The organism is Leifsonia sp. NPDC058292 (assembly GCF_042880955.1).
Lineage (GTDB): Bacteria > Actinomycetota > Actinomycetes > Actinomycetales > Microbacteriaceae > Leifsonia.
In genome coordinates this window covers 1-17,009 of record NZ_JBHVYL010000025.1, presented here as the reverse complement: position 1 = coordinate 17,009, position 17,009 = coordinate 1, and the positions used below count along the sequence as shown (strand labels likewise).

Annotated in this window: 17 protein-coding genes and 1 tRNA gene; 4 read left to right on the top strand and 14 right to left on the bottom strand. The window is 68.9% G+C overall.

Annotated features, from left to right (window positions below):
- Positions 1–101: 101 nt before the first annotated feature.
- Positions 102–1,019 (top strand): hypothetical protein, encoded by a 918-nt coding sequence (locus ACFVWR_RS13560; RefSeq protein ID WP_387212814.1) that lies wholly within the window; start codon positions 102–104, stop codon positions 1,017–1,019.
- A gap of 3 nt (positions 1,020–1,022) precedes the next feature.
- Here the strand turns inward: ACFVWR_RS13560 and ACFVWR_RS13555 are convergent, their stop codons facing one another.
- The 4 genes from ACFVWR_RS13555 to ACFVWR_RS13540 all read right to left on the bottom strand — a co-directional run bounded on the left by ACFVWR_RS13555 (position 1,023) and on the right by ACFVWR_RS13540 (position 5,636).
- A complete protein-coding gene (locus ACFVWR_RS13555) occupies positions 1,023–1,904 on the bottom strand; it encodes a glycosyltransferase family 2 protein (protein WP_387212811.1) in 882 nt (293 codons plus the stop codon).
- Entirely contained in the window at positions 1,897–2,715 is an 819-nt protein-coding gene (locus tag ACFVWR_RS13550; protein ID WP_387212808.1) for a CDP-alcohol phosphatidyltransferase family protein, read from the bottom strand. The genes ACFVWR_RS13555 and ACFVWR_RS13550 overlap by 8 nt, the downstream gene beginning before the upstream one ends.
- Before the next feature lie 2 nt (positions 2,716–2,717).
- Positions 2,718–3,758, bottom strand: a complete 1,041-nt coding sequence (locus tag ACFVWR_RS13545; protein WP_387212805.1) for a glycosyltransferase family 2 protein — start codon at positions 3,756–3,758, stop codon at positions 2,718–2,720.
- Between the two features lie 132 nt (positions 3,759–3,890).
- Positions 3,891–5,636 carry a trypsin-like peptidase domain-containing protein gene (locus tag ACFVWR_RS13540; RefSeq protein ID WP_387212802.1) on the bottom strand — a complete coding sequence of 582 codons (1,746 nt, stop codon included), beginning with the start codon at positions 5,634–5,636 and terminating at the stop codon, positions 3,891–3,893.
- A gap of 164 nt (positions 5,637–5,800) precedes the next feature.
- Here ACFVWR_RS13540 and ACFVWR_RS13535 point away from each other — a divergent pair, with 164 nt between their 5' ends.
- The gene (locus ACFVWR_RS13535; protein ID WP_387212800.1) at positions 5,801–7,000 is read left to right on the top strand and encodes a pyridoxal phosphate-dependent aminotransferase; all 1,200 of its coding nucleotides are present in this window, start codon (positions 5,801–5,803) and stop codon (positions 6,998–7,000) included.
- Positions 7,001–7,010: 10 nt separating this feature from the next.
- Here the strand turns inward: ACFVWR_RS13535 and ACFVWR_RS13530 are convergent, their stop codons facing one another.
- The 7 genes from ACFVWR_RS13530 to ACFVWR_RS13500 are packed head-to-tail and all read right to left on the bottom strand — an operon-like array spanning position 7,011 to position 12,996.
- The gene (locus ACFVWR_RS13530) at positions 7,011–7,835 is read right to left on the bottom strand and encodes a carbon-nitrogen hydrolase family protein (protein WP_387212797.1); all 825 of its coding nucleotides are present in this window, start codon (positions 7,833–7,835) and stop codon (positions 7,011–7,013) included.
- 3 nt (positions 7,836–7,838) lie between these two features.
- Positions 7,839–9,623 carry a sensor histidine kinase gene (locus ACFVWR_RS13525; RefSeq protein WP_387212794.1) on the bottom strand — a complete coding sequence of 595 codons (1,785 nt, stop codon included), beginning with the start codon at positions 9,621–9,623 and terminating at the stop codon, positions 7,839–7,841.
- Positions 9,620–10,012 carry a response regulator transcription factor gene (locus ACFVWR_RS13520; protein WP_387212791.1) on the bottom strand — a complete coding sequence of 131 codons (393 nt, stop codon included), beginning with the start codon at positions 10,010–10,012 and terminating at the stop codon, positions 9,620–9,622. Before ACFVWR_RS13520 ends, ACFVWR_RS13525 begins: the two co-directional genes overlap by 4 nt.
- Positions 10,009–10,164 (bottom strand): hypothetical protein, encoded by a 156-nt coding sequence (locus tag ACFVWR_RS13515; protein WP_387212788.1) that lies wholly within the window; start codon positions 10,162–10,164, stop codon positions 10,009–10,011. The genes ACFVWR_RS13520 and ACFVWR_RS13515 overlap by 4 nt, the downstream gene beginning before the upstream one ends.
- Entirely contained in the window at positions 10,161–10,931 is a 771-nt protein-coding gene (locus ACFVWR_RS13510) for a PHP domain-containing protein (protein WP_387212785.1), read from the bottom strand. The genes ACFVWR_RS13515 and ACFVWR_RS13510 overlap by 4 nt, the downstream gene beginning before the upstream one ends.
- Positions 10,928–11,929, bottom strand: coding sequence for an ATP-grasp domain-containing protein (locus ACFVWR_RS13505; RefSeq protein WP_387212782.1), 1,002 nt, complete (start codon positions 11,927–11,929; stop codon positions 10,928–10,930). The genes ACFVWR_RS13510 and ACFVWR_RS13505 overlap by 4 nt, the downstream gene beginning before the upstream one ends.
- A complete protein-coding gene (locus ACFVWR_RS13500) occupies positions 11,926–12,996 on the bottom strand; it encodes a response regulator (RefSeq protein ID WP_387212779.1) in 1,071 nt (356 codons plus the stop codon). Before ACFVWR_RS13500 ends, ACFVWR_RS13505 begins: the two co-directional genes overlap by 4 nt.
- A 135-nt stretch (positions 12,997–13,131) precedes the next feature.
- Here ACFVWR_RS13500 and ACFVWR_RS13495 point away from each other — a divergent pair.
- Positions 13,132–13,205: transfer RNA gene (locus ACFVWR_RS13495), tRNA-Met, on the top strand.
- Between the two features lie 88 nt (positions 13,206–13,293).
- Here ACFVWR_RS13495 and ACFVWR_RS13490 read toward each other — a convergent pair.
- Complete coding sequence (locus ACFVWR_RS13490) at positions 13,294–13,815, bottom strand: isochorismatase family protein (protein ID WP_387212776.1); 522 nt, start codon at positions 13,813–13,815, stop codon at positions 13,294–13,296.
- Positions 13,816–13,909: 94 nt separating this feature from the next.
- Here ACFVWR_RS13490 and ACFVWR_RS13485 point away from each other — a divergent pair, with 94 nt between their 5' ends.
- Complete coding sequence (locus tag ACFVWR_RS13485; RefSeq protein ID WP_387212773.1) at positions 13,910–15,064, top strand: ROK family protein; 1,155 nt, start codon at positions 13,910–13,912, stop codon at positions 15,062–15,064.
- 7 nt (positions 15,065–15,071) lie between these two features.
- Here ACFVWR_RS13485 and ACFVWR_RS13480 read toward each other — a convergent pair whose 3' ends face one another.
- Positions 15,072–15,557, bottom strand: coding sequence for a hypothetical protein (locus tag ACFVWR_RS13480; RefSeq protein WP_387212770.1), 486 nt, complete (start codon positions 15,555–15,557; stop codon positions 15,072–15,074).
- Positions 15,557–16,687 carry an ROK family transcriptional regulator gene (locus ACFVWR_RS13475; protein ID WP_387212922.1) on the bottom strand — a complete coding sequence of 377 codons (1,131 nt, stop codon included), beginning with the start codon at positions 16,685–16,687 and terminating at the stop codon, positions 15,557–15,559. Before ACFVWR_RS13475 ends, ACFVWR_RS13480 begins: the two co-directional genes overlap by 1 nt.
- Positions 16,688–17,009 lie beyond the last annotated feature (322 nt).

Genomic DNA, 17,009 nt, shown 5'->3' with positions numbered 1-17,009 from the left:
GCATTCAGCCGGGCGACCTAGACTCGTGCACGATGGCGAAACAGCAGAAACCAGTCGTATCCGTCACCGGTGGTCCACAGCGGGGTGGCGATACTCCGCGCGTGGTCAACACGTCGATGGACAAGTTCCTCGCGATCCAGCGGCCGGCCGTGATCGCGCACCTGCGGAGCATCCGTCGACGCCACCCCCAGGCGACGCCCGCCGAACTGACCGTCATCCTCCAACGCAGGTATCTCGCTGCCGTGACGACGGGAGGCGCGGCCGTCGGAGTGACCGCCGTGATCCCCGCCATCGGCACCGGCATCACTCTCGCACTCTCGGGAGTCGAGACCGTGGCCTTCCTCGAGGCGACGGCGCTCTACGCGCAGTCGCTGAGTGAGCTCCACGGCATCGCTGTCGACGATCCGGAGCGGGCCCGTGCGCTCGTTCTCACGATGATGCTGGGCAAAGAGGGCTCCGACCTCGTGCGCCAGCTCGCCGGCCAGCTGTCGGGGTCCGGAGCGGGTCGCTCGGCCTACTGGGGAGAGATGGTCACGGCCAGCCTGCCCGCGATGGTGGTCGGACCGCTGGTCGACCGGCTGAAGAGCGCGTTCATCCGCCAGTTCGCCATCCGCGGCGGCACGAGCATGGTCGCACGAGCGATCCCGTTCGGAGTCGGAGCGGTGATCGGCGGCGCAGGCAACAACATCCTCGGCCGTCGCGTGGTGCAGAACTCGCGACTGGCGTTCGGGCCGGCTCCCCTCGAGTTCGCCGCTGCGCTCACACCTGCCGCTCGAACGGTTCGCGTGCGGCCGGAGGGCGGAAACATCGCGAGGCGCTCGCTGTCGGCGACGGCAGACGGGGCGCGCAGACTGGGCACCGGTGCAGGCGGCGCCGCGTCTCGTGCGGGGCGCGTCGTGCTCGCCGCGCTCCCCCACCGACGGAATGCCGAGACCGACGGCACCGAAGGTACCGAGCTCAACGACGCCGCGCCCGCCGACACCGCGCCCGACAGCACGCCGCCGAACAGCACCGACTGACGGTCAGACCACGGGAGGGCGACCGGCCCGGGTCATCCGCCACACCGTCGACCAGCGCAGCGGCCGACGCTCCCCCGGATCGCTGCGCCACCCCTCGACCCACCCGCCGAACCACGCCTTGAGCACCGCGGGCTTGCGGAACCAACGGAGCAGCTGGATGCCCGTCCACGAACCCACATACAGCGGCACCAGTACCGCCGGCAGGTTGCGACGCGCGAGCCACACCCGATTGCGGGCGTTCAGCCGGTAGTACTCGGAGTGCCGGGTCGGCGAAACAGCCGGATGGTTCGCGACGAGGTCTCCGGCGTACCAGGTGCGGAGACCCTGATCCCACACCTTCCAGGCGAGGTCGATGCCCTCGTGGGCGTAGAAGAAGGGCGCAGCCCATCCGCCGGCCGCGTCGAAGACGGCGCGCGGCATCACGATCACGGCCTCGAGCACCGAGAAGACGGCACTCGGCTGCGCGGGGTCGCCTTTGCGGATGCGCGGGATCCAGCGGCGCGGCGACTCCTTGCCGGTCGGATCCATGAGACGTGGCTGGATCATCCCCACGCTCGGGTCGCGTTCGAGGAGCGCGATGGCGTCGGTCAGGAACGTGTTCGACGGAATGAACGCGTCGTCGTCGAGGAAGAGCAGGATGTCGCCGCGCACGAGCGGGACGCCGGCATTGCGACCCGCCGGAATCCCGATGTTCTCTTCGAGGTGCAGCGTGTGCACCCCGTCGGGGAGGGACGGCTCCGCTGTCGCTGGGTCCCATCCGTTGCCGACGACCACGATGTCTGTGGCGACTCCGAGCTGCGCCTGCACGGAGGCGATGCCGTGCCGCAGATCGTCAGGCCGCGTTCCCTGGGTGAGAACGACGACGCCGACCTCCGGCTCAGCCACGAACCCGCTTCGACGCCATGATCGTCACGAAGTGCCCGACCAGAGCCAACAGGGCCAGCGGAACGAGAACCGCGAGAAGGATGCGGTCGGCCAGTTGATCGCCGATGAAGAGGCCGACGATGGCGAACACGAAGATGATGATCGTCAGCTCGACCGAGTGGTAGAGCCGGTGGAACGGCACGAACCGGGCGATGCGGCGAAGCTTCGCGATGGCGCCGTGCGTCGGTGCGTACTCGCTCTGCGTGTCGGCGAGCTTCGGCAGACCGGCGTTGGCCCGCGCCACACGCACCATGTCGTTGAGCGCCTTGTTGAGCACGATGATGAGCGCGAGCAAGGTGCCGAGGGTCGTCCAGAGGTAGTCCGCCGGCGCCTCGAACGGGAAGCCGGCGGCGCGGATTCCGAGCGCGATCGCGATGAGGGTCTCGGTCGAGTAGTGGCCGACGTTGTCGAGGAAGATGCCGGCCGGCGACGACGTGCGACGCCAGCGCGCGACCTCGCCGTCGCAGCAGTCCACGAGCATCTGCAGCTGCCCGAGGATGAGCGCGAGCGCTGCACCGCCGATGCCGGGGATGAGCAGGGAGGCAGCGGTCACCCATCCGGTCAGGATCATCAGACCGGTGACTCCGTTGGCGGAGATCGACGTCTTCAGCAGCACCCAGGTGAGGTAGGGCGAGAGGTTGCGCAGATAGAGGGATGCCGTCCAGTGTTCGGCGTTTCGGCGGCCTCGCACCTCCGGTGGCTGCGCGACCTCGCGCAGTTCGGCGATGGACCGAGGGCGCGCTCCGTGCGCGTCGCTGGAGGCGGACGACATGACTACCTTCCCGTGTGAACGGTGATGTTGCGGGTGAGGGAGAGATATCCGAGCACGAAGCCGATCCCCCAGCAGAAATGGATGCACGGCAAGACTACGAGAAACCAGAGGAACGAGCGAAAGCCGTCTCGTCTCCCCCACAGAAGAGCCGCGACGATGACGATGAGCACGTAGAAGGCCGGCGCTGCGAATCCGATCAGCAGCCAGGGCGCGGCGCCGACGGCCGCCTGCACGATGCCCGCGATTCCGAGGAGCAGTCCGATCGCCACGGCGACCACCATGACCGGCGGCGCGAAGTAGCGCACGCCGTTCGAGGCCGGGAAGCGACGCGCGAGCTCGCCTCGCCACACTCCGGTGGAGACGAACTGTCGGGCGAGCCGGTAGAGGTTGGGGCGCGGCCGATAGGTGACCTTGAGGCGCGGTGTGAACCAGACGGTTCCACCGGTGGAGCGCAGACGCCGGTTGAGCTCCCAGTCCTGACCGCGCTTGATCCCTTCGTCGAACAGGCCGACCTCGAGCAACCGCTGCCGCTGGAACACACCGAGGTAGACCGTCTCGGCCGGCCCGGCTTCACCACCGACATGGAGCTTGGTGCCGCCGAGACCGATGCGGCTGCCGTAGGCACGGGCGACCGCGCGCTCGAACGCGGTCGTGCCCTGCGCATCCATCAACCCACCGACATTGTCGGCGCCCGTGGCGATGATCGTCTCGACGGCGATGCGCGCATAGTCGCGCGGCAGCACGGAGTGCGCGTCGACGCGCACGACGATCGGGTACTGGGATGCGCGGATCGCGAGGTTCAGACCGGCGGGAGTGGAGCCCACGACGTTGTCGACGACGTGGATGCGCGGGTCGACGGCGGCGAGCTCTTCCACGAGCTCGGTGGTTCCGTCCATGCTCGGACCGAGGGCGAGTGTGACCTCGAACGGGCCCTCGTAGTCCTGGTCGAGCAGACTGTCGACGGCCGCTCGCACGTGGGTGACCTCGTTCAGAACGGGCATCACGTACGACACACCAGGGAGGGTGCGTGCTTCGTCCGGCATAGGGTCCATTCGTCGTTCGGGTCGGTCGAGCTTATCAGCCGAGGTCAGACGGCAGCCGGGAACGCACCCCACGAACGCCGAAGGCCGCCCCGCGAACGGGACGGCCTTCGGCACTTGTCAGAAGCGGGTGGATCAGCTTGCGGGAAGCGATCCGAGGGTGACGCTCGTGGTCTTGGTCTGACCGTCTCGCAGGTACGTCACGTCTGCCTTGGCGCCGGCCGCGAGTGCGCGGACCTGAGCGGTCAGGTCGGTCGCGCTGGTGATCGGGAGCCCGTTGAAGCCGACGACGACGTCACCGGCCTTGAGGCCCGCGTCCGCGGCGGCGCCACCACTGGTGACCTCCTTGATCTGAGCACCGACCGTGGTGGCCTTGGTGTCGGAACTCGCGTCGACGACCGAGGCGCCGAGCAGACCGTGGGTAGCGGAGCCGTTCTTGATCAGCTCGTCGGAGACACGCTTGGCGAGGTTCGCCGGGATGGCGAAGCCGACGCCGATGCTGCCCGACTGCGTGCCGCTGGACGAGGATCCGCTCGCGCTGGCGATGGCCACGTTCACGCCGATCAGCTCGCCCTTCGAGTTCAGAAGCGCGCCGCCCGAGTTGCCCGGGTTGATCGCCGCGTCGGTCTGGATGACAGGCAGGGAGATCGTGGCGGTCGGCGTGCTCTGCTGCTGGCTTCCGCTGTCACCGCCCTGACCAGGGAAGTCGAAGTTCCAGGGGTTGCCGTTGCCGTCTCCGCCGCTACCGCCGTCGGAGCTGTCGCCGCTCTTCGGTGCCGCGGACGACGCGATGCTGATCGAGCGGTTGAGCGAGCTGACGATGCCGTCTGTGACGGTGCCGGCGAGTCCGAGCGGCGCGCCGATGGCGACCGCGGTGTCACCGACGTTGAGCTTGCTGGAGTCGGCGAACTTCATCGGCGTCATGTCTTTGGCGCCGTCGAGCTTGATGACCGCCAGGTCGGTGGTGGGGTCGGTGCCGACGATCTTGGCCGTGTAGATCTTGCCGTCGTTGTCCTGCACGGTGATGCTCACATCCGAGGCCTGACCGTCGAGGGTGACGACGTGGGTGTTGGTGAGAACGTACCCGTCGTCGGTGAGCACGATTCCCGAGCCCGTGCCTCCCTCGCTGCTGCCCGTCACAGAGATCGTGACGACGCTGGGCGACGCGGTGGCGGCGACCGCGGTCACCGTGGTGGCGTCGTTCGCGTTGTTCACCGTGATGTTCTGCGGCCCGGTCGCCGTCTTCACGACGGAGCTGCCCGCGCCGGTCGCAGCGTAGATGCCGACTCCGGCTCCTGCTCCCGCGATTCCGCCGATGAGGGCACCGATCGCGAGGGTGGCGATGATCGCGCCGGTTCCACGCTTCTTGGTCGCCTTCGGAGCGCCGGCGACGGGGACGCCGTTCTGCGTCGCGTACGGCTGCTGCTGGGTGTGCGGGGCGTACGGCTGCTGCGGCGTGCCCTGGTACGGGTGCGGCGCGGGCTGACCGAACGAACCCTGGCCGTAGTTCGGCTGCGGCGTCGGCTGCTGGCCGTAACGCTGCGGCGGCACCGGCTGGGTCGGCTGCGTGTTCTGCGCGGGGGCCGGGGATGCCGGCGCCGCAACGGACTCGACCGGAGGGACCGGCTGCGGCACGGTGGCCTGCGCGTCGGTGCTGGTGGGCGCGTCGGTGCTGGCGGGCGCGTCGGTGCTGGTAGGCGCGTCGGTGCTGGTAGGCGCGTCGGTGCTGGCGGCCGGAGCGGCGGTGCTCGCGGCGGGCGTCTCAGGGGCGGCCTCTGCGGTTCCCTCGGTGGGGGTCTGGGCTGCGGAATCCACGGCCGACTCGGCGGCTGCGTCGTGCTGGCCCTTCTCGGGCTCCGGTGTGATCGGGGTGTCGGTCATGGTGTTGCTCCTTCCAAGCAAGAACAGCTTGGGTGTTGAACCTGGATGTTCTATTTGCGAGCCCTGTGGACGAGCTACCGCCTGCCAATGACTCTGCTTAACGTACCGAATGCGCACGACAACGGCTCGACAGTAGGTTTGATGTCACGGACGAGAGGATCCCCATGACGGTCGGCGGTTCATGGCAGCGCGCGGCGCGAGGGGCGGGCCTGCTCGGCGAGAACGGTGCGGTCGCCTCGACGATCTTCGCCGAGATGAGCGCTCTCGCCGCCCGCACCGGAGCGATCAATCTCGGCCAAGGGTTTCCCGACGAAGACGGCCCCCGCGAGGTGCTCGACGCCGCCGTCGGCGCCATCCAGTCGGGCGACAACCAGTACCCGCCCGGCATCGGCATGCCGAGTCTGCGGCAGGCGATCGCCGAGCATCAGGAGCGCTTCTACGGGCTGACGTTCGACCCCGACACCGAGGTACTGGTCACTGCGGGCGCCACGGAGGCTCTCGCTGCGACGCTTCTCGCGCTGCTCGAACCGGGCGACGAGGTCGTGACGTTCGAGCCGTTCTACGACGCATACGGAGCGCTCATCGCCCTGGCCGACGGAGTGCATCGAACCGTGCCGCTCCGCCTTCCCGACTTCCAGCCGGACGTGGACGAACTGCGGGCCGCCGTCACCGACCGCACCCGGGTCATCCTGGTCAACAGCCCTCACAACCCGACCGGCACCGTGCTGTCCCACGAGACCCTGACGGCGATCGTCGACCTTGCGCACGAACACGACGCGATCATCGTGACCGACGAGGTGTACGAGCACCTCACGTTCGGCCCGCAGCACATTCCGATCTCCACGCTTCCTGGCGGCCGCGAGCGAACGGTGAGCATCTCTTCGGGCGGCAAGACCTTCAACACCACGGGATGGAAGATCGGCTGGATCACCGCTCCCGCCGAGCTCGTGACCGCGGTGCTGGCGGTGAAGCAGTTTCTGACCTACGTCAATGGGGCCCCGTTCCAACCCGCCATCGCCGTCGGGCTCCGGCTCGGCGACGACTACTTCGAGCGCATCGCCGCAGACCTGCGTCGCAAGCGCGACATCCTGAGCTCCGGCCTCCGCTCCGCGGGGTTCACCGTGTCCCCATCGGACGGAACGTATTTCGTGGTCGCCGACGCCGCTCCCCTCGGTTTCCGGAGTGCTGCCGAGTTCTGTCGTGCCCTCCCCGACCTGGCGGGCGTGGTCGCGGTGCCGCTGTCGGCCTTCTGCCGTGACGACTACGCGGCTCAGACGGCGTCTCTGGTGCGGTTCGCCTTCTGCAAACGCGTCGACGTGCTCGAGCGCGCGGCGGCCCAGCTGGCGGACATCCGACGCGCCTGACGCGCGGCAATCAGGCCGGGGAGACCGGTTCGACGCGATAGCGCCGCAGCGCGAGACTCGGGTTGGTCTCGCGCACGTCGGCGACCCGGGCTCGGGACACCTCCGCCACCGCGACGCCGGTCGTCTCGCCGATGGCCGCCAGTGCGACCCCCATCGGATCGACGATGAGACTCGTGCCCACACCGATCGGCGGTGCATGGTCTGCGGCGGCGACGTACACCGTGTTCTCGATGGCCCTCGCGGTCACCAGGGTTCGCCAGTGATGTTCCTTGAGCGGTCCGCGCACCCACTCGGCGGGAACCAGGATGAGCTCGGCCCCCGCGTCCGCGAGCGTCCGCGTGACCTCGGGGAAGCGGATGTCGTAACACGTCTGCATCCCGACCGGCACGCCGTCCACCTCGAACGTCTGCGGCTCGCCCAGACCTCCGGGAACGACCCAGTCGGACTCGCGGGCGCCGAACGCGTCGTAGAGGTGCTGCTTACGATACGTCGCGACGATCCCCGCAGAGGGTGCGACCGCGACCAGGGTGTTCGAGAACCGATCCGCCTCCGGCACGCGCTCCACCAGACCGGCGACCACGAACACTCCGTGCTCGTCGGCGGCCCGTGCGAGCGTGCCGACGAACTCGCCGTCGAGGCCTTCGGCGTTGCGCACGAACCCTTCGCCGAGCGGATGCACGAAGTACGACGAGTACTCGGGGAACACGACCAGACGCGCGCCACGCGCCGCGGCGACCGCCACGAAGGCGGTCACGAGGTCGCGGTTGTGAACGGGATCGTCGGTCGGCGCGAACTGCGCGACGGCGACCAGGATGCTGTCGGGTGCTTCGCTCATCCGTCACTCCCCTGTTCGGTTGCCCAGCTCCATCGTGGCGGGCTCGACCTGCGGCGCCGCTCTCAACGGTAGCCGGATGCTGATGGTCGTGCCCACACCGACCTCGCTGGCGATGTCGAGCACGCCGCCGTGGGCGGTGACGATGGCCTTCGTGATCGTCAGGCCGAGCCCCACACCAGGCACGGCGTTCTTGGTCGCCGTGGAGGCGCGGAAGAAGCGGGTGGAGAGCTGGCTCAGCTCGACCGCCGGGATGCCGATGCCGGTGTCGGTGACGGTGATCACGACGTCGTCGGCGTCACGGACGAGAGCGACCGTGACGCGACCGTCGGGCGGCGTGAACTTGATGGCATTCGAGATGAGATTGTCCACGGCCTGCCCGATGCGCAGCGCATCGCCCTCCACCACCACAGGACCGTCGGTCGGTGTCGCGACGATCGTGACGGAAGCGGCATCGGCGACCGGACGCGCCGACTCGACGGACGCCAGGATGACCGAGCCGAGGTCCACGTTCGTGAGGCTGAGCGGGAACCGGCCGGACTCGACCTGCGCAGTGAAGAGAAGATCGCCCACGAGGCGCAGCAGACGATGGGCGTTGCGCTCCGCCACTCCCAGGTACTGCAGCTGCTCGGGCGACAGCGGGTCGTCCTCGTCGTCCTTCATCAGTTCGAGGTAGCCGAGGATCGAGCTGAGCGGCGTGCGCAGCTCGTGCGAGATCAGCCCCACGAACTCGTCCTTCAGCCGCGCGAACTCGCGCGCCTGCGTCATGTCGGTGGCGACGAAGATGAAGCCGACGCGATGGCCGTTCTCGTCGAGTCGTGGAGTGGCGGCCACCTGCACGGGCACGTGTTTGCCGTCGGGGCGCACGTACGTCCAGTCGCGCACATCCGCATACCCCGACCGAACCGCGTCGACGAGCGCGGAGAAGTCCTCGGCGCTGGAGACGGTGGTGAGGCGCGAGTCCATCGCCCTCAGCCGCCCCTCGAGCTCCGACACCAGGTGGAAGTCGACCACATGCCGCCGCGCGTCGAGCACCTGCTTCTCGGTGAGCCCGAACATCTTCTCGGCCCCCGGATTCCACACGTCGATCAGGCCGTCGAGGTCGGATCCGATCACCGACTGCTCGGTGACGGCGTTCCAGATGCTGCGGATGAGTCGATTGGCCGTCTTGAGTCTCGCCTCGTTCAACGCCAGCTCGTCGGAGGTTCGCATCGCCTGTTCGAGCAGCTGTTTGCGCTGGGCGGCCGCGGCCTGTGCGGCGACGAGCTCTTGCCGCACGCGGTGGGCTATCTCGTTCACGACGGCGGCGACGATGAAGTAGACCAGCGGCGAGAAGAACGCGCGCACGAGGTCGCCCGGCGGCGTCGGGTTGGGGTTGAGCAGGATGGGCGCGAACAACACCAGGAAGGTGCCCAAGGCCGCGATCAGGATGTTGAGGCGGCCCTCCTCCGTGGCGATCCAGACGAAAGGCAGAAACAGCAGCGCCGCGAACGGCGACGTCGACGCGCCCGAGCCCAGGCGGATCATCCCGACCGCGATCAACGACAGCACCGGGATGATTATCGACCACTCGGCGCCCATTCTTCGCCACGGCAGAGCGAGCGCCAGGATCGACGCGAGCGCGACGGTCGCGAAGGCGCCGATGAGGAAGGGCACGCTGGTGACCGGGGTGTTGACCGGTAGCAGGGTGATCACCAGCGCGAGGGCGAACCCGGCGATCGTCGGAACCTGCTTGGCGAAGGGCGACGGAGCGTCGAGCGAGATCCGTCGAAGCCAGCGGTCGATGGTCATGCGGTGGCCTCCAGGCCGAGCAACTCGCGAATGCGGGCCGACAGCACTCTCGGGCTGAACGGCTTGATGATGAAACCGTCCGACCACTCGGCCACGACGCCGTGATCCGTGAGCAGTTGCACCGAGGCGGAGACCATCAGGATCAGGGTTCCACGGGACGCATCGTGGGTCCGGATGCTCTCGGCCACCTCGACCCCGTTGAGGCCCGGCATCGAGATGTCGAGCACCGCCAGGTCGATCCCGCCGGTGCAAACGGCGGCCAGCGCATCCCGGCCGTTGTCGACCGACGCGACCACCTCGACGCCCGCCCGCTTGGCCGCGATGACCATGAGGGCGCGGATGTCGTCGTCGTCATCCGCGATCACGATCCGCTTGAGGTCGGCGGTCACGAGAAGAAGACCACGCGCACCGCGACGATCGCCGCGATGACGATCAGGGCGACACCCGCGTACGGGATCAGCCGGCGCTCGGACCGCCGGTTCTCATCGATCTCGTTCTGCAGCTCGTCTCGGAGCGCTGCGCTCAGTTCTACGGGGCTCATCGGTTCACTTCCGGTCGGTCTGTGGCGTCGGCGTCGATGGTCGCCGCTCGCACGATCTGCGGCACTCGGTCGTACTGCCCGACGCTGCGGGCGTCATGACTGTCGGTGGAGGCGACGATACGCGCTCCGGCGGCGAGGAGGGCGGCGACGGCCTCCTGACCGGGGCAGGTCCACTTCTCGTTGACCTCGACGACGGTGCCGGTACGTGCCGCCGCGTCGGCCCACGCGCCTAGGCGCGCGGCGCCGAGCTGTCGCTCGGAAAGACCGACCTTCGGCAGGATGGAGAACCAGTGGGCGAGTTGTGCGTGCGGGGTCCGTTCCATCGCCCGGATGCTCGCGTCGATCAGGAGGTCGAGCGCGTCGTCGTCGCTCAGGCCGGCGTCGAGACGTTCGCGGGTCGACCGCGGCGACCACGGACCGTCGGTGCCGGGGAACTGGTGATCGCCGATGACGATCGCGTCGACCCCGCCCTCGGCACAGACCACCAGGCCGGCCGGTGTGTCGACGGCGCCGGTCGCATCCAGCAGCTTCGCTTCGACTCCCGTGAACACGGTGAGTCCCGCGGGGATGCGCTCGGCCGCGACGGCTGCCACGAAGTCGGGCACCCAGGTGGTCGACGAGCGAACGTGGTCCGTCAGTCTGATCTCCCGCAGGCCGGCGGCCTCCGCAGACCGGATGTTCTCGGCCAGCGTGCTCACGGCGTCGTCGGAGAACGTGGAGTGCACGTGGAAGTCCCCGAGGAGCAGGTCGTCGAGAGTGAGCGTCATTCCTCTCCGAGCGCGTCGTCGTGCGCGGCGTTGTCGGAGACGAGCACGTCGGCGGGGTCGAGGAACACGTCTTCGAGGTAGCGAACGTTGGCGAGCTCGACGAAGTCGACGGTGGTCGGGACCTCCGCGCCGAGCACGAGGTCGAGCAGCAGCGAGGGCATGTCGACTCCGGCGGCGATCGTCAACGGCATCGCGCCGGGGAATCGAGGGTTCACTTCGAGCAGGGCGGGAACGCCCGCCGTGCTGTAGCGCAGCTGCACGTTGGCGACGCCGGTCAGACCGATGGCGCGGGCGACCTCCGTGGCGGTCTGGATGAGGTCGGCGCGATGAACGGTGCGGCCCGCGATCGAGACGCCCGAGTCGACACGCTCCCGGGACCGGGGAACGGCCGCGATGACGCTTCCATCGAGACCGGCGATGACGTCGACCGAGAACTCTTCGCCGGGAAGGTTCTCCTGGATGATGATGCTCTCGTCGACTCCGAGGGCCTCGAGCGCGGCGCGATCCGGGATCAGTTTCACGCCGCGGGAGCCTGCGCCGCTGCGCGGTTTCACGATGACCGGGAACGACCAGTCGCGGGCGACCCCGTCGGCGGTGAGCAGGCGTGTCTCCGGCACCGTGGTCAGCGGGGCGCAGCGCTCGGCAAGCCGGAACTTGTCGAGACAGACCGAGAGCGTGTCGAACCCGGGCGCCGCGAGGGCCGTGCCGACAGCGAGCAGTTCGTCGCGGCGGCGGGCGAGCTCGGGCAGCTCGACGTCCACCGTCGAGAAGAGCACGTCGACCGCATCGGCGGAGCAGAGGGCGATCAGCTCGTCGACGAACGTCTCCGAGCGTCCCGCGGGAACGATCCGGCGGTTCCCCGCCTCGACCAGATAGAGGCCGCTCGCCCACCCGTCCATGTCTGCGGCGAGAACCTCGATGTCGTCGCGGGCGAGCAGGGAGCGGATGACGGCGACGCCGGCGGGGCCGCCGGCGCCGGTCACGAGAACGCGTGTCACTGGTTGGTGGTTCCTCTGAGTCGGGCTCCCTGCGTGAGCGAGGAAGCGGGCATGGAGATGTCCGCGGTGTCTTTGATCACTTCGAGGGGTTCGCAGCTTTGCCCGCCGCCGAACCGCGACCAGTAGCGCGCGGTCGCGAGCACGAAGTCCGGTTCCAGGTACGCGCGGAGGTCGGTCTGCGACTGGAAGCAGTCGATGAGCGCGAGCTTCGCATCCGTGAACCCGTCGATGGGCACGAAGCGTGTCGGCCGGTAGTCGATCGTGGCCGACGGGCTCTGATAGCAGCACACGGTGCGCACGCTCCGGGTCGCGACCAGCGTGGCGGAGTGCACGGCGCGGTGGTCTTGATGCCTGTCGTGGGCCGAGTGCGTGTAGACGATGTCCGGACGAACCTCGGCGACCACGCGCTCGATGATGCCGACGGTCGGATCGGCGGCCGAGATGTGGGTGTCTTCGAGGTCTTCCATGAACAGTCTCGCGCCGAGCAGTTCGGCCGCAGCCAGCGACTCGTGCTGCCGGTCGGCCGCGACGCCGCCGCGTGCGCCCCGCGACATCGTCAGGATGACGACCTTGTTGCCCGCTTCGCGGTGCGCGGAGAGGACGCCACCGACCCCGATCTCCACATCGTCCGGATGCGCGCCGATCGCGAGCACGACCTGCGGCGAGCTCGCCGCCTTCTTGGTGCGTCCCTCCTCGGCCAGCCGCGTGACGATCGAGACCAGCTCGGCCGAGGCGATCGGCTTCGTCAAGAACTCGTCCGCCTGGTTGCGGAGCGCCGACACCGCGTAGTCGACGGAGACGTGGGCCGTCATCACGACGACGGGCATCCCCGGATACGTCGTCCGCAGCTCCTTGAGCAGGTCGAGCCCCGAGATGCCGGGCATCTCGATGTCGGTGAGCACCAGGTCGGGCTCGAACTCGGCGATCTTCGCCAACGCGGTCGCCGGCGCGGTGATCGCCAGAACGACGGCGTCCGCCCGCTTCTCCAGCACCGTCTTCATGAAGAAAGCGACGTCGGGATCGTCTTCGATGACGCAGACGCGGTACTTCTGAGTCGAACCCGGCATCGTCTTCCCCCTCGTCCTCATCCGACTCTAGCGGCGGCCGGGCGATGAATGCGTGCATTTCTCCCGCCCCGTCCGGGTTACGTCCGGCGCTGATTTTCGTTGCACCGATTCCCGTGCTAGAGTCAATTCTTGTGCCGCGGGGTGGAGCAGTTCGGTAGCTCGCTGGGCTCATAACCCAGAGGTCGTAGGTTCAAATCCTGCCCCCGCAACAAATGAAAGGCCCTCAAGCCAGGAACTCCTGGTCTGAGGGCCTTTCTCATGCGCGCTGGACTCTCGATCGCACTCGACGAGGAACGGTCAGGACTCGAAAGCGACCGTCGCGAGATCGACGATCGTGACGCCGTCGAGCGCGAGCTCGGTGTTGACGCGCCGCGAGATCTCGGCGGCGGGCTCACCGTCGTCGTAGGTGGCGTGGCCGTCCGCAGGAAGCTCGACGCGCAGGCCGCGACCCAACGCTCCCCGGCTGGTCGCCTGCACGCAGTGCTCGCTCTGCAAGCCCGCGATCACAACGGTGTCGACGCCCATCGCCCGCAGCACGTCGGCCAGCGCGGGATTCGACTCGAAGGCGTCGCCCACATCCTTGCGCACGACGGGCTCCCCCGGCAGCGGCCGGAACACCAGCTCCCAGCCGTTCGTTCCGGGCTCGTCGGGGTCGCCGCGGCGGCCGTCGTTCTTGACGTGGACGATCGGCACGCCCGCATCCCGGGCTTGGTCGATCAGCGCAGAGAGCGCCTGACGGAACCCGACCGCACCCTCGATCGCACCGTCGCCGTCCAGCATGTTGCGCTGAACGTCGATCAGCATCAGTCCCTTGGCCATACCGCCATCTTGCGCCGCCCCCGACGCATCCGCCACCTCTCACCGGCCATTGGATAAGGTCGAGACCGTATACGACGGCGTCGAGGGGCGAATAGTGGCAGACGATCGCGGCAAGGCGACACAGGCCGCCGTGCGTGGGCGCAACCTGACCAGTGCGCTCCAGCTCGTCCTCTCCGGCAACGGCACGGCGACGCGGGCCGGCATCGCCCGTCGCACCGGCCTCACCTCGGCGACGGTGTCGTCGCTGCTGAGCGGCCTGCTCGCCGACGGACTCGTACTCGAGGGCCAGCGTGCGGAGAGCACGGGCGGCAAACGCGCAACCACCCTGCAGATCGACTCTCAGCGCCACGTGCTGCTGTCGATCGTCGTGCAGCCGGGGTTGGTGCGCGGAGCCGTCGTGAACCTCCTGGGGGCCGAATTGACCAGCGTCTCGCAGCGTCCGACGAGGCCGGGCGCGGTCGAGGATGTCCGCAGCGTGGCACGCAGACTCGTGGCGGCCGCAGACGCCCGGGGCACGGGAGCCCGAGTGGTCGCGGTCGGCGTGCAGGTGCCGGGAATCGCCGACGGCCCGCTCATCCGCGAGAGCGTGCAACTCTCTTGGACAGACCTGAATCTCGCCGACGAGCTGCGCGACATCGTCGACGCGCCTGTGCATCTCGTGAACGACGCGGATGCCGAGGCACTCGCCGACTACTCGACCTCCGATCAGTTCGGCGCCAACCAGATGTTCGTCTCGCTGAGCACCGGCGTCGGCGCGGCGTTCATCGTCGACGGCTCCTTGCTCGCCGGCGCGGCGCACCGAGCCGGGGAGATCGGACACGTTCCCGTGCTCTTCGGCCCCGACGCGCCCCTCTGCGCGTGCGGCAACCGCGGCTGTCTCGAAGAGGTCGTCTCGGTCACCTCGTTGCTCGGGCTCCCCCACGGGACCGACCTCGAGGCGGTGGACGTGCCGGCGCTCGCGGCCACCGCCGATTCCCGCGAGCGGATCGCCTTCGGCGCCCGGGTGCTCGCCCGTGCCCTGCTGCTCGCCGGCGCGGCGCTCGACGTGCCCAACGTGGTGCTCGGCGGAACGGCGCCGAAGCTGGGCGACGAGTTCATCGCCCACCTCCGTGCCGAGGCCGCTCGTCACACGGTCAGGGCCGCGATGCCTCTCAGCTTTCGGTACGCGAAGGTCGCCCTCGAGCAGCCGTTCCGCGGTGCGGCGCAACACGCACTGCAGTCGACGCTCGGGCTCTCCTGGGCGTTCTAGCCGGCCGTCAAGCGAGGCCGGTGAGCAGGCCGAGCAGCGCCGCGCCTCGCGCGGGGTCGAAGCCGAACGTCGCGACGTCGGCGTAGGTGTGCCCGGTGAGGCGGTGACCCATGTCGACGACGAGCACGGAGGCGCAGGATGCGCGCACCCCGTCGATGACCGACCTCGCGTAATCGTGCGCCTCGTTGTCCGCGCCGAACACGATCACCGGCATGAGGGTCGCGAGCACCAGTCCAGGGCCGTCATCGGCCGCCACGGTCACCACGGGGTTGTCCAGCCAGCGCTGCCTGACCGCCGAACCGGGCTCCGTCCAGATCTCAGCGAGAGTCGACCAGCGCGGCACCCCCAGCACCTCGTTGTCGAGGGAGCCCAGCCGCACGACCGTGCAGCGCGTCTGGAAGGTCGGGAGCACATCCTTTGTTTCCGGCCCGAAAGCGAAAGACTCGGCGACCGGATCGAGATGCGTGAGGGAGCGTTCGAGCAGCAGCGTCATCAGGAGACCCCGAGCTGAGCCGAGAGCACCATGACAACGCACCCGCGCACGACGATGTCGCGACCCTGGCTGGTCATCCTGAGTGTCGCGTCGGAATGGAACCCGGCCATCGTGCGGTTGCGGAGCGTCTCGCCGACGGCGTCGAGAAGCGGGCCGTCGAGCAGTTCCTCCGGGCCGCTCACGACGACCTCGGAGAGGTTGAGCGCGCCGACGATCGGGGCGAGCGCGACCCCGAGCCGCTGACCCGCCTCGCGCAGCACCGGTGCGACGGGCTCCCCCGCGATCGCGGCCGCGGCGACGCGGGACTCGAGCCGCGGGACGGCGAGCCAGGCCTCCAGGCACTTCTCGCGGTCGTATGGCGTGTCGGCGCCGTCGTCGGTGCCGACCATCACCTGGCCGATCTCGCCGGCGGCGAAGCGGCTTCCCAGCACGAGAGCGCCCGCGACAAGCAGACCCGAGCCGACACCGTGCCCCACTTTCACGAGCATCATGTCGCCGTGCGCTCCGCCGAAGCCGTGCTCGGCGAGAACCGCCACGTTCGCATCGTTGGCCACGAACACCGGCAGCGAGGTGTGCTCGGCGATGAGGCGCTGCAACGGTTCGTCGTTCCAGCCGAGGTTGGGAGCCGCCTTCACCGTTCCGCTCGGATCGACGACGCCGGGAGACCCGATGCCGACCCCGAGGATGGGGGCGGTGGTGAGTCCGACAAGACGGTCGACCAGCGCCAGCACCTTCGCGGTCGCCTCTTCGCCGACGCTGCCGGCCAGGGCGATCTCCGCGCTGGCGAGGATGCGTCCGTCGATGTCGAGCACCGCGCCCCGGAACACCGAGTGCTCGCTGAGGTCGACACCGACGATCTGCGTCGCGCCGCGATCCATGTCGAGGAGGACGGCCGGCTTTCCCGGCCGGGCGTCGTCGCGCTGCCCGAGTTCGATGACGAGTCCCTCTGCGATGAGGCCGGCGACGAGATCGGAGATCGTCACGCGGGTGAGACCGGTCTCTCGGGCGAGATCGGCCCGGCTCACCTGCCCGGCGCGATAGAGGGTCTGGAGCACCAGGGAACGGTTGTGGCCGCGAGCGTGCTCGGGGAGCACTTTGCCGCGCGGACGAAGTGCCCGCCCCGGCACCATCCCGCGGTCCACCGTGATCGGACCCGTGTCTCCCAGCGTCGAACGCCGTCCTTCATCGACCAGCATGTTTGTTAGTAAAGTCGACAATCAAAGTTCTGGCAAGACTTCGCGCGGAATTTGGGCAGCAGATGCCGAAACTCAGTCAAACCCAGTTCGGCGCCGTGAAGTTACTTTGTATAGGCAGCGAACATTCTGCGCGATGCTCGGCTGGCGCCGCCGGCCGCCCGCGCAGACGTCGACGGGCCCCCCCGCAGTCTGCCGGGGGGGCGGCGCGCCCCGAATCCGATTTTGCCGGGGGGGGGCCCCCGCACACCCCCCCCCG

Excerpts from the sequence above, each read along its gene's own strand:
- ACFVWR_RS13535 (WP_387212800.1), top strand. The coding sequence starts at position 5,801 with ATGACGGTCGGCGGTTCATGGCAGCGCGCGGCGCGAGGGGCGGGCCTG.
- ACFVWR_RS13540 (WP_387212802.1), bottom strand. The coding sequence starts at position 5,636 with ATGACCGACACCCCGATCACACCGGAGCCCGAGAAGGGCCAGCACGAC.
- ACFVWR_RS13550 (WP_387212808.1), bottom strand. The coding sequence starts at position 2,715 with ATGTCGTCCGCCTCCAGCGACGCGCACGGAGCGCGCCCTCGGTCCATC.
- ACFVWR_RS13510 (WP_387212785.1), bottom strand. The coding sequence starts at position 10,931 with ATGACGCTCACTCTCGACGACCTGCTCCTCGGGGACTTCCACGTGCAC.
- ACFVWR_RS13515 (WP_387212788.1), bottom strand. The coding sequence starts at position 10,164 with ATGAGCCCCGTAGAACTGAGCGCAGCGCTCCGAGACGAGCTGCAGAAC.
- ACFVWR_RS13490 (WP_387212776.1), bottom strand. The coding sequence starts at position 13,815 with ATGGCCAAGGGACTGATGCTGATCGACGTTCAGCGCAACATGCTGGAC.
- ACFVWR_RS13480 (WP_387212770.1), bottom strand. The coding sequence starts at position 15,557 with ATGACGCTGCTGCTCGAACGCTCCCTCACGCATCTCGATCCGGTCGCC.
- ACFVWR_RS13500 (WP_387212779.1), bottom strand. The coding sequence starts at position 12,996 with ATGCCGGGTTCGACTCAGAAGTACCGCGTCTGCGTCATCGAAGACGAT.
- ACFVWR_RS13525 (WP_387212794.1), bottom strand. The coding sequence starts at position 9,623 with ATGACCATCGACCGCTGGCTTCGACGGATCTCGCTCGACGCTCCGTCG.
- ACFVWR_RS13530 (WP_387212797.1), bottom strand. The coding sequence starts at position 7,835 with ATGAGCGAAGCACCCGACAGCATCCTGGTCGCCGTCGCGCAGTTCGCG.
- ACFVWR_RS13475 (WP_387212922.1), bottom strand. The coding sequence starts at position 16,687 with ATGGTGCCGGGGCGGGCACTTCGTCCGCGCGGCAAAGTGCTCCCCGAG.
- ACFVWR_RS13545 (WP_387212805.1), bottom strand. The coding sequence starts at position 3,758 with ATGCCGGACGAAGCACGCACCCTCCCTGGTGTGTCGTACGTGATGCCC.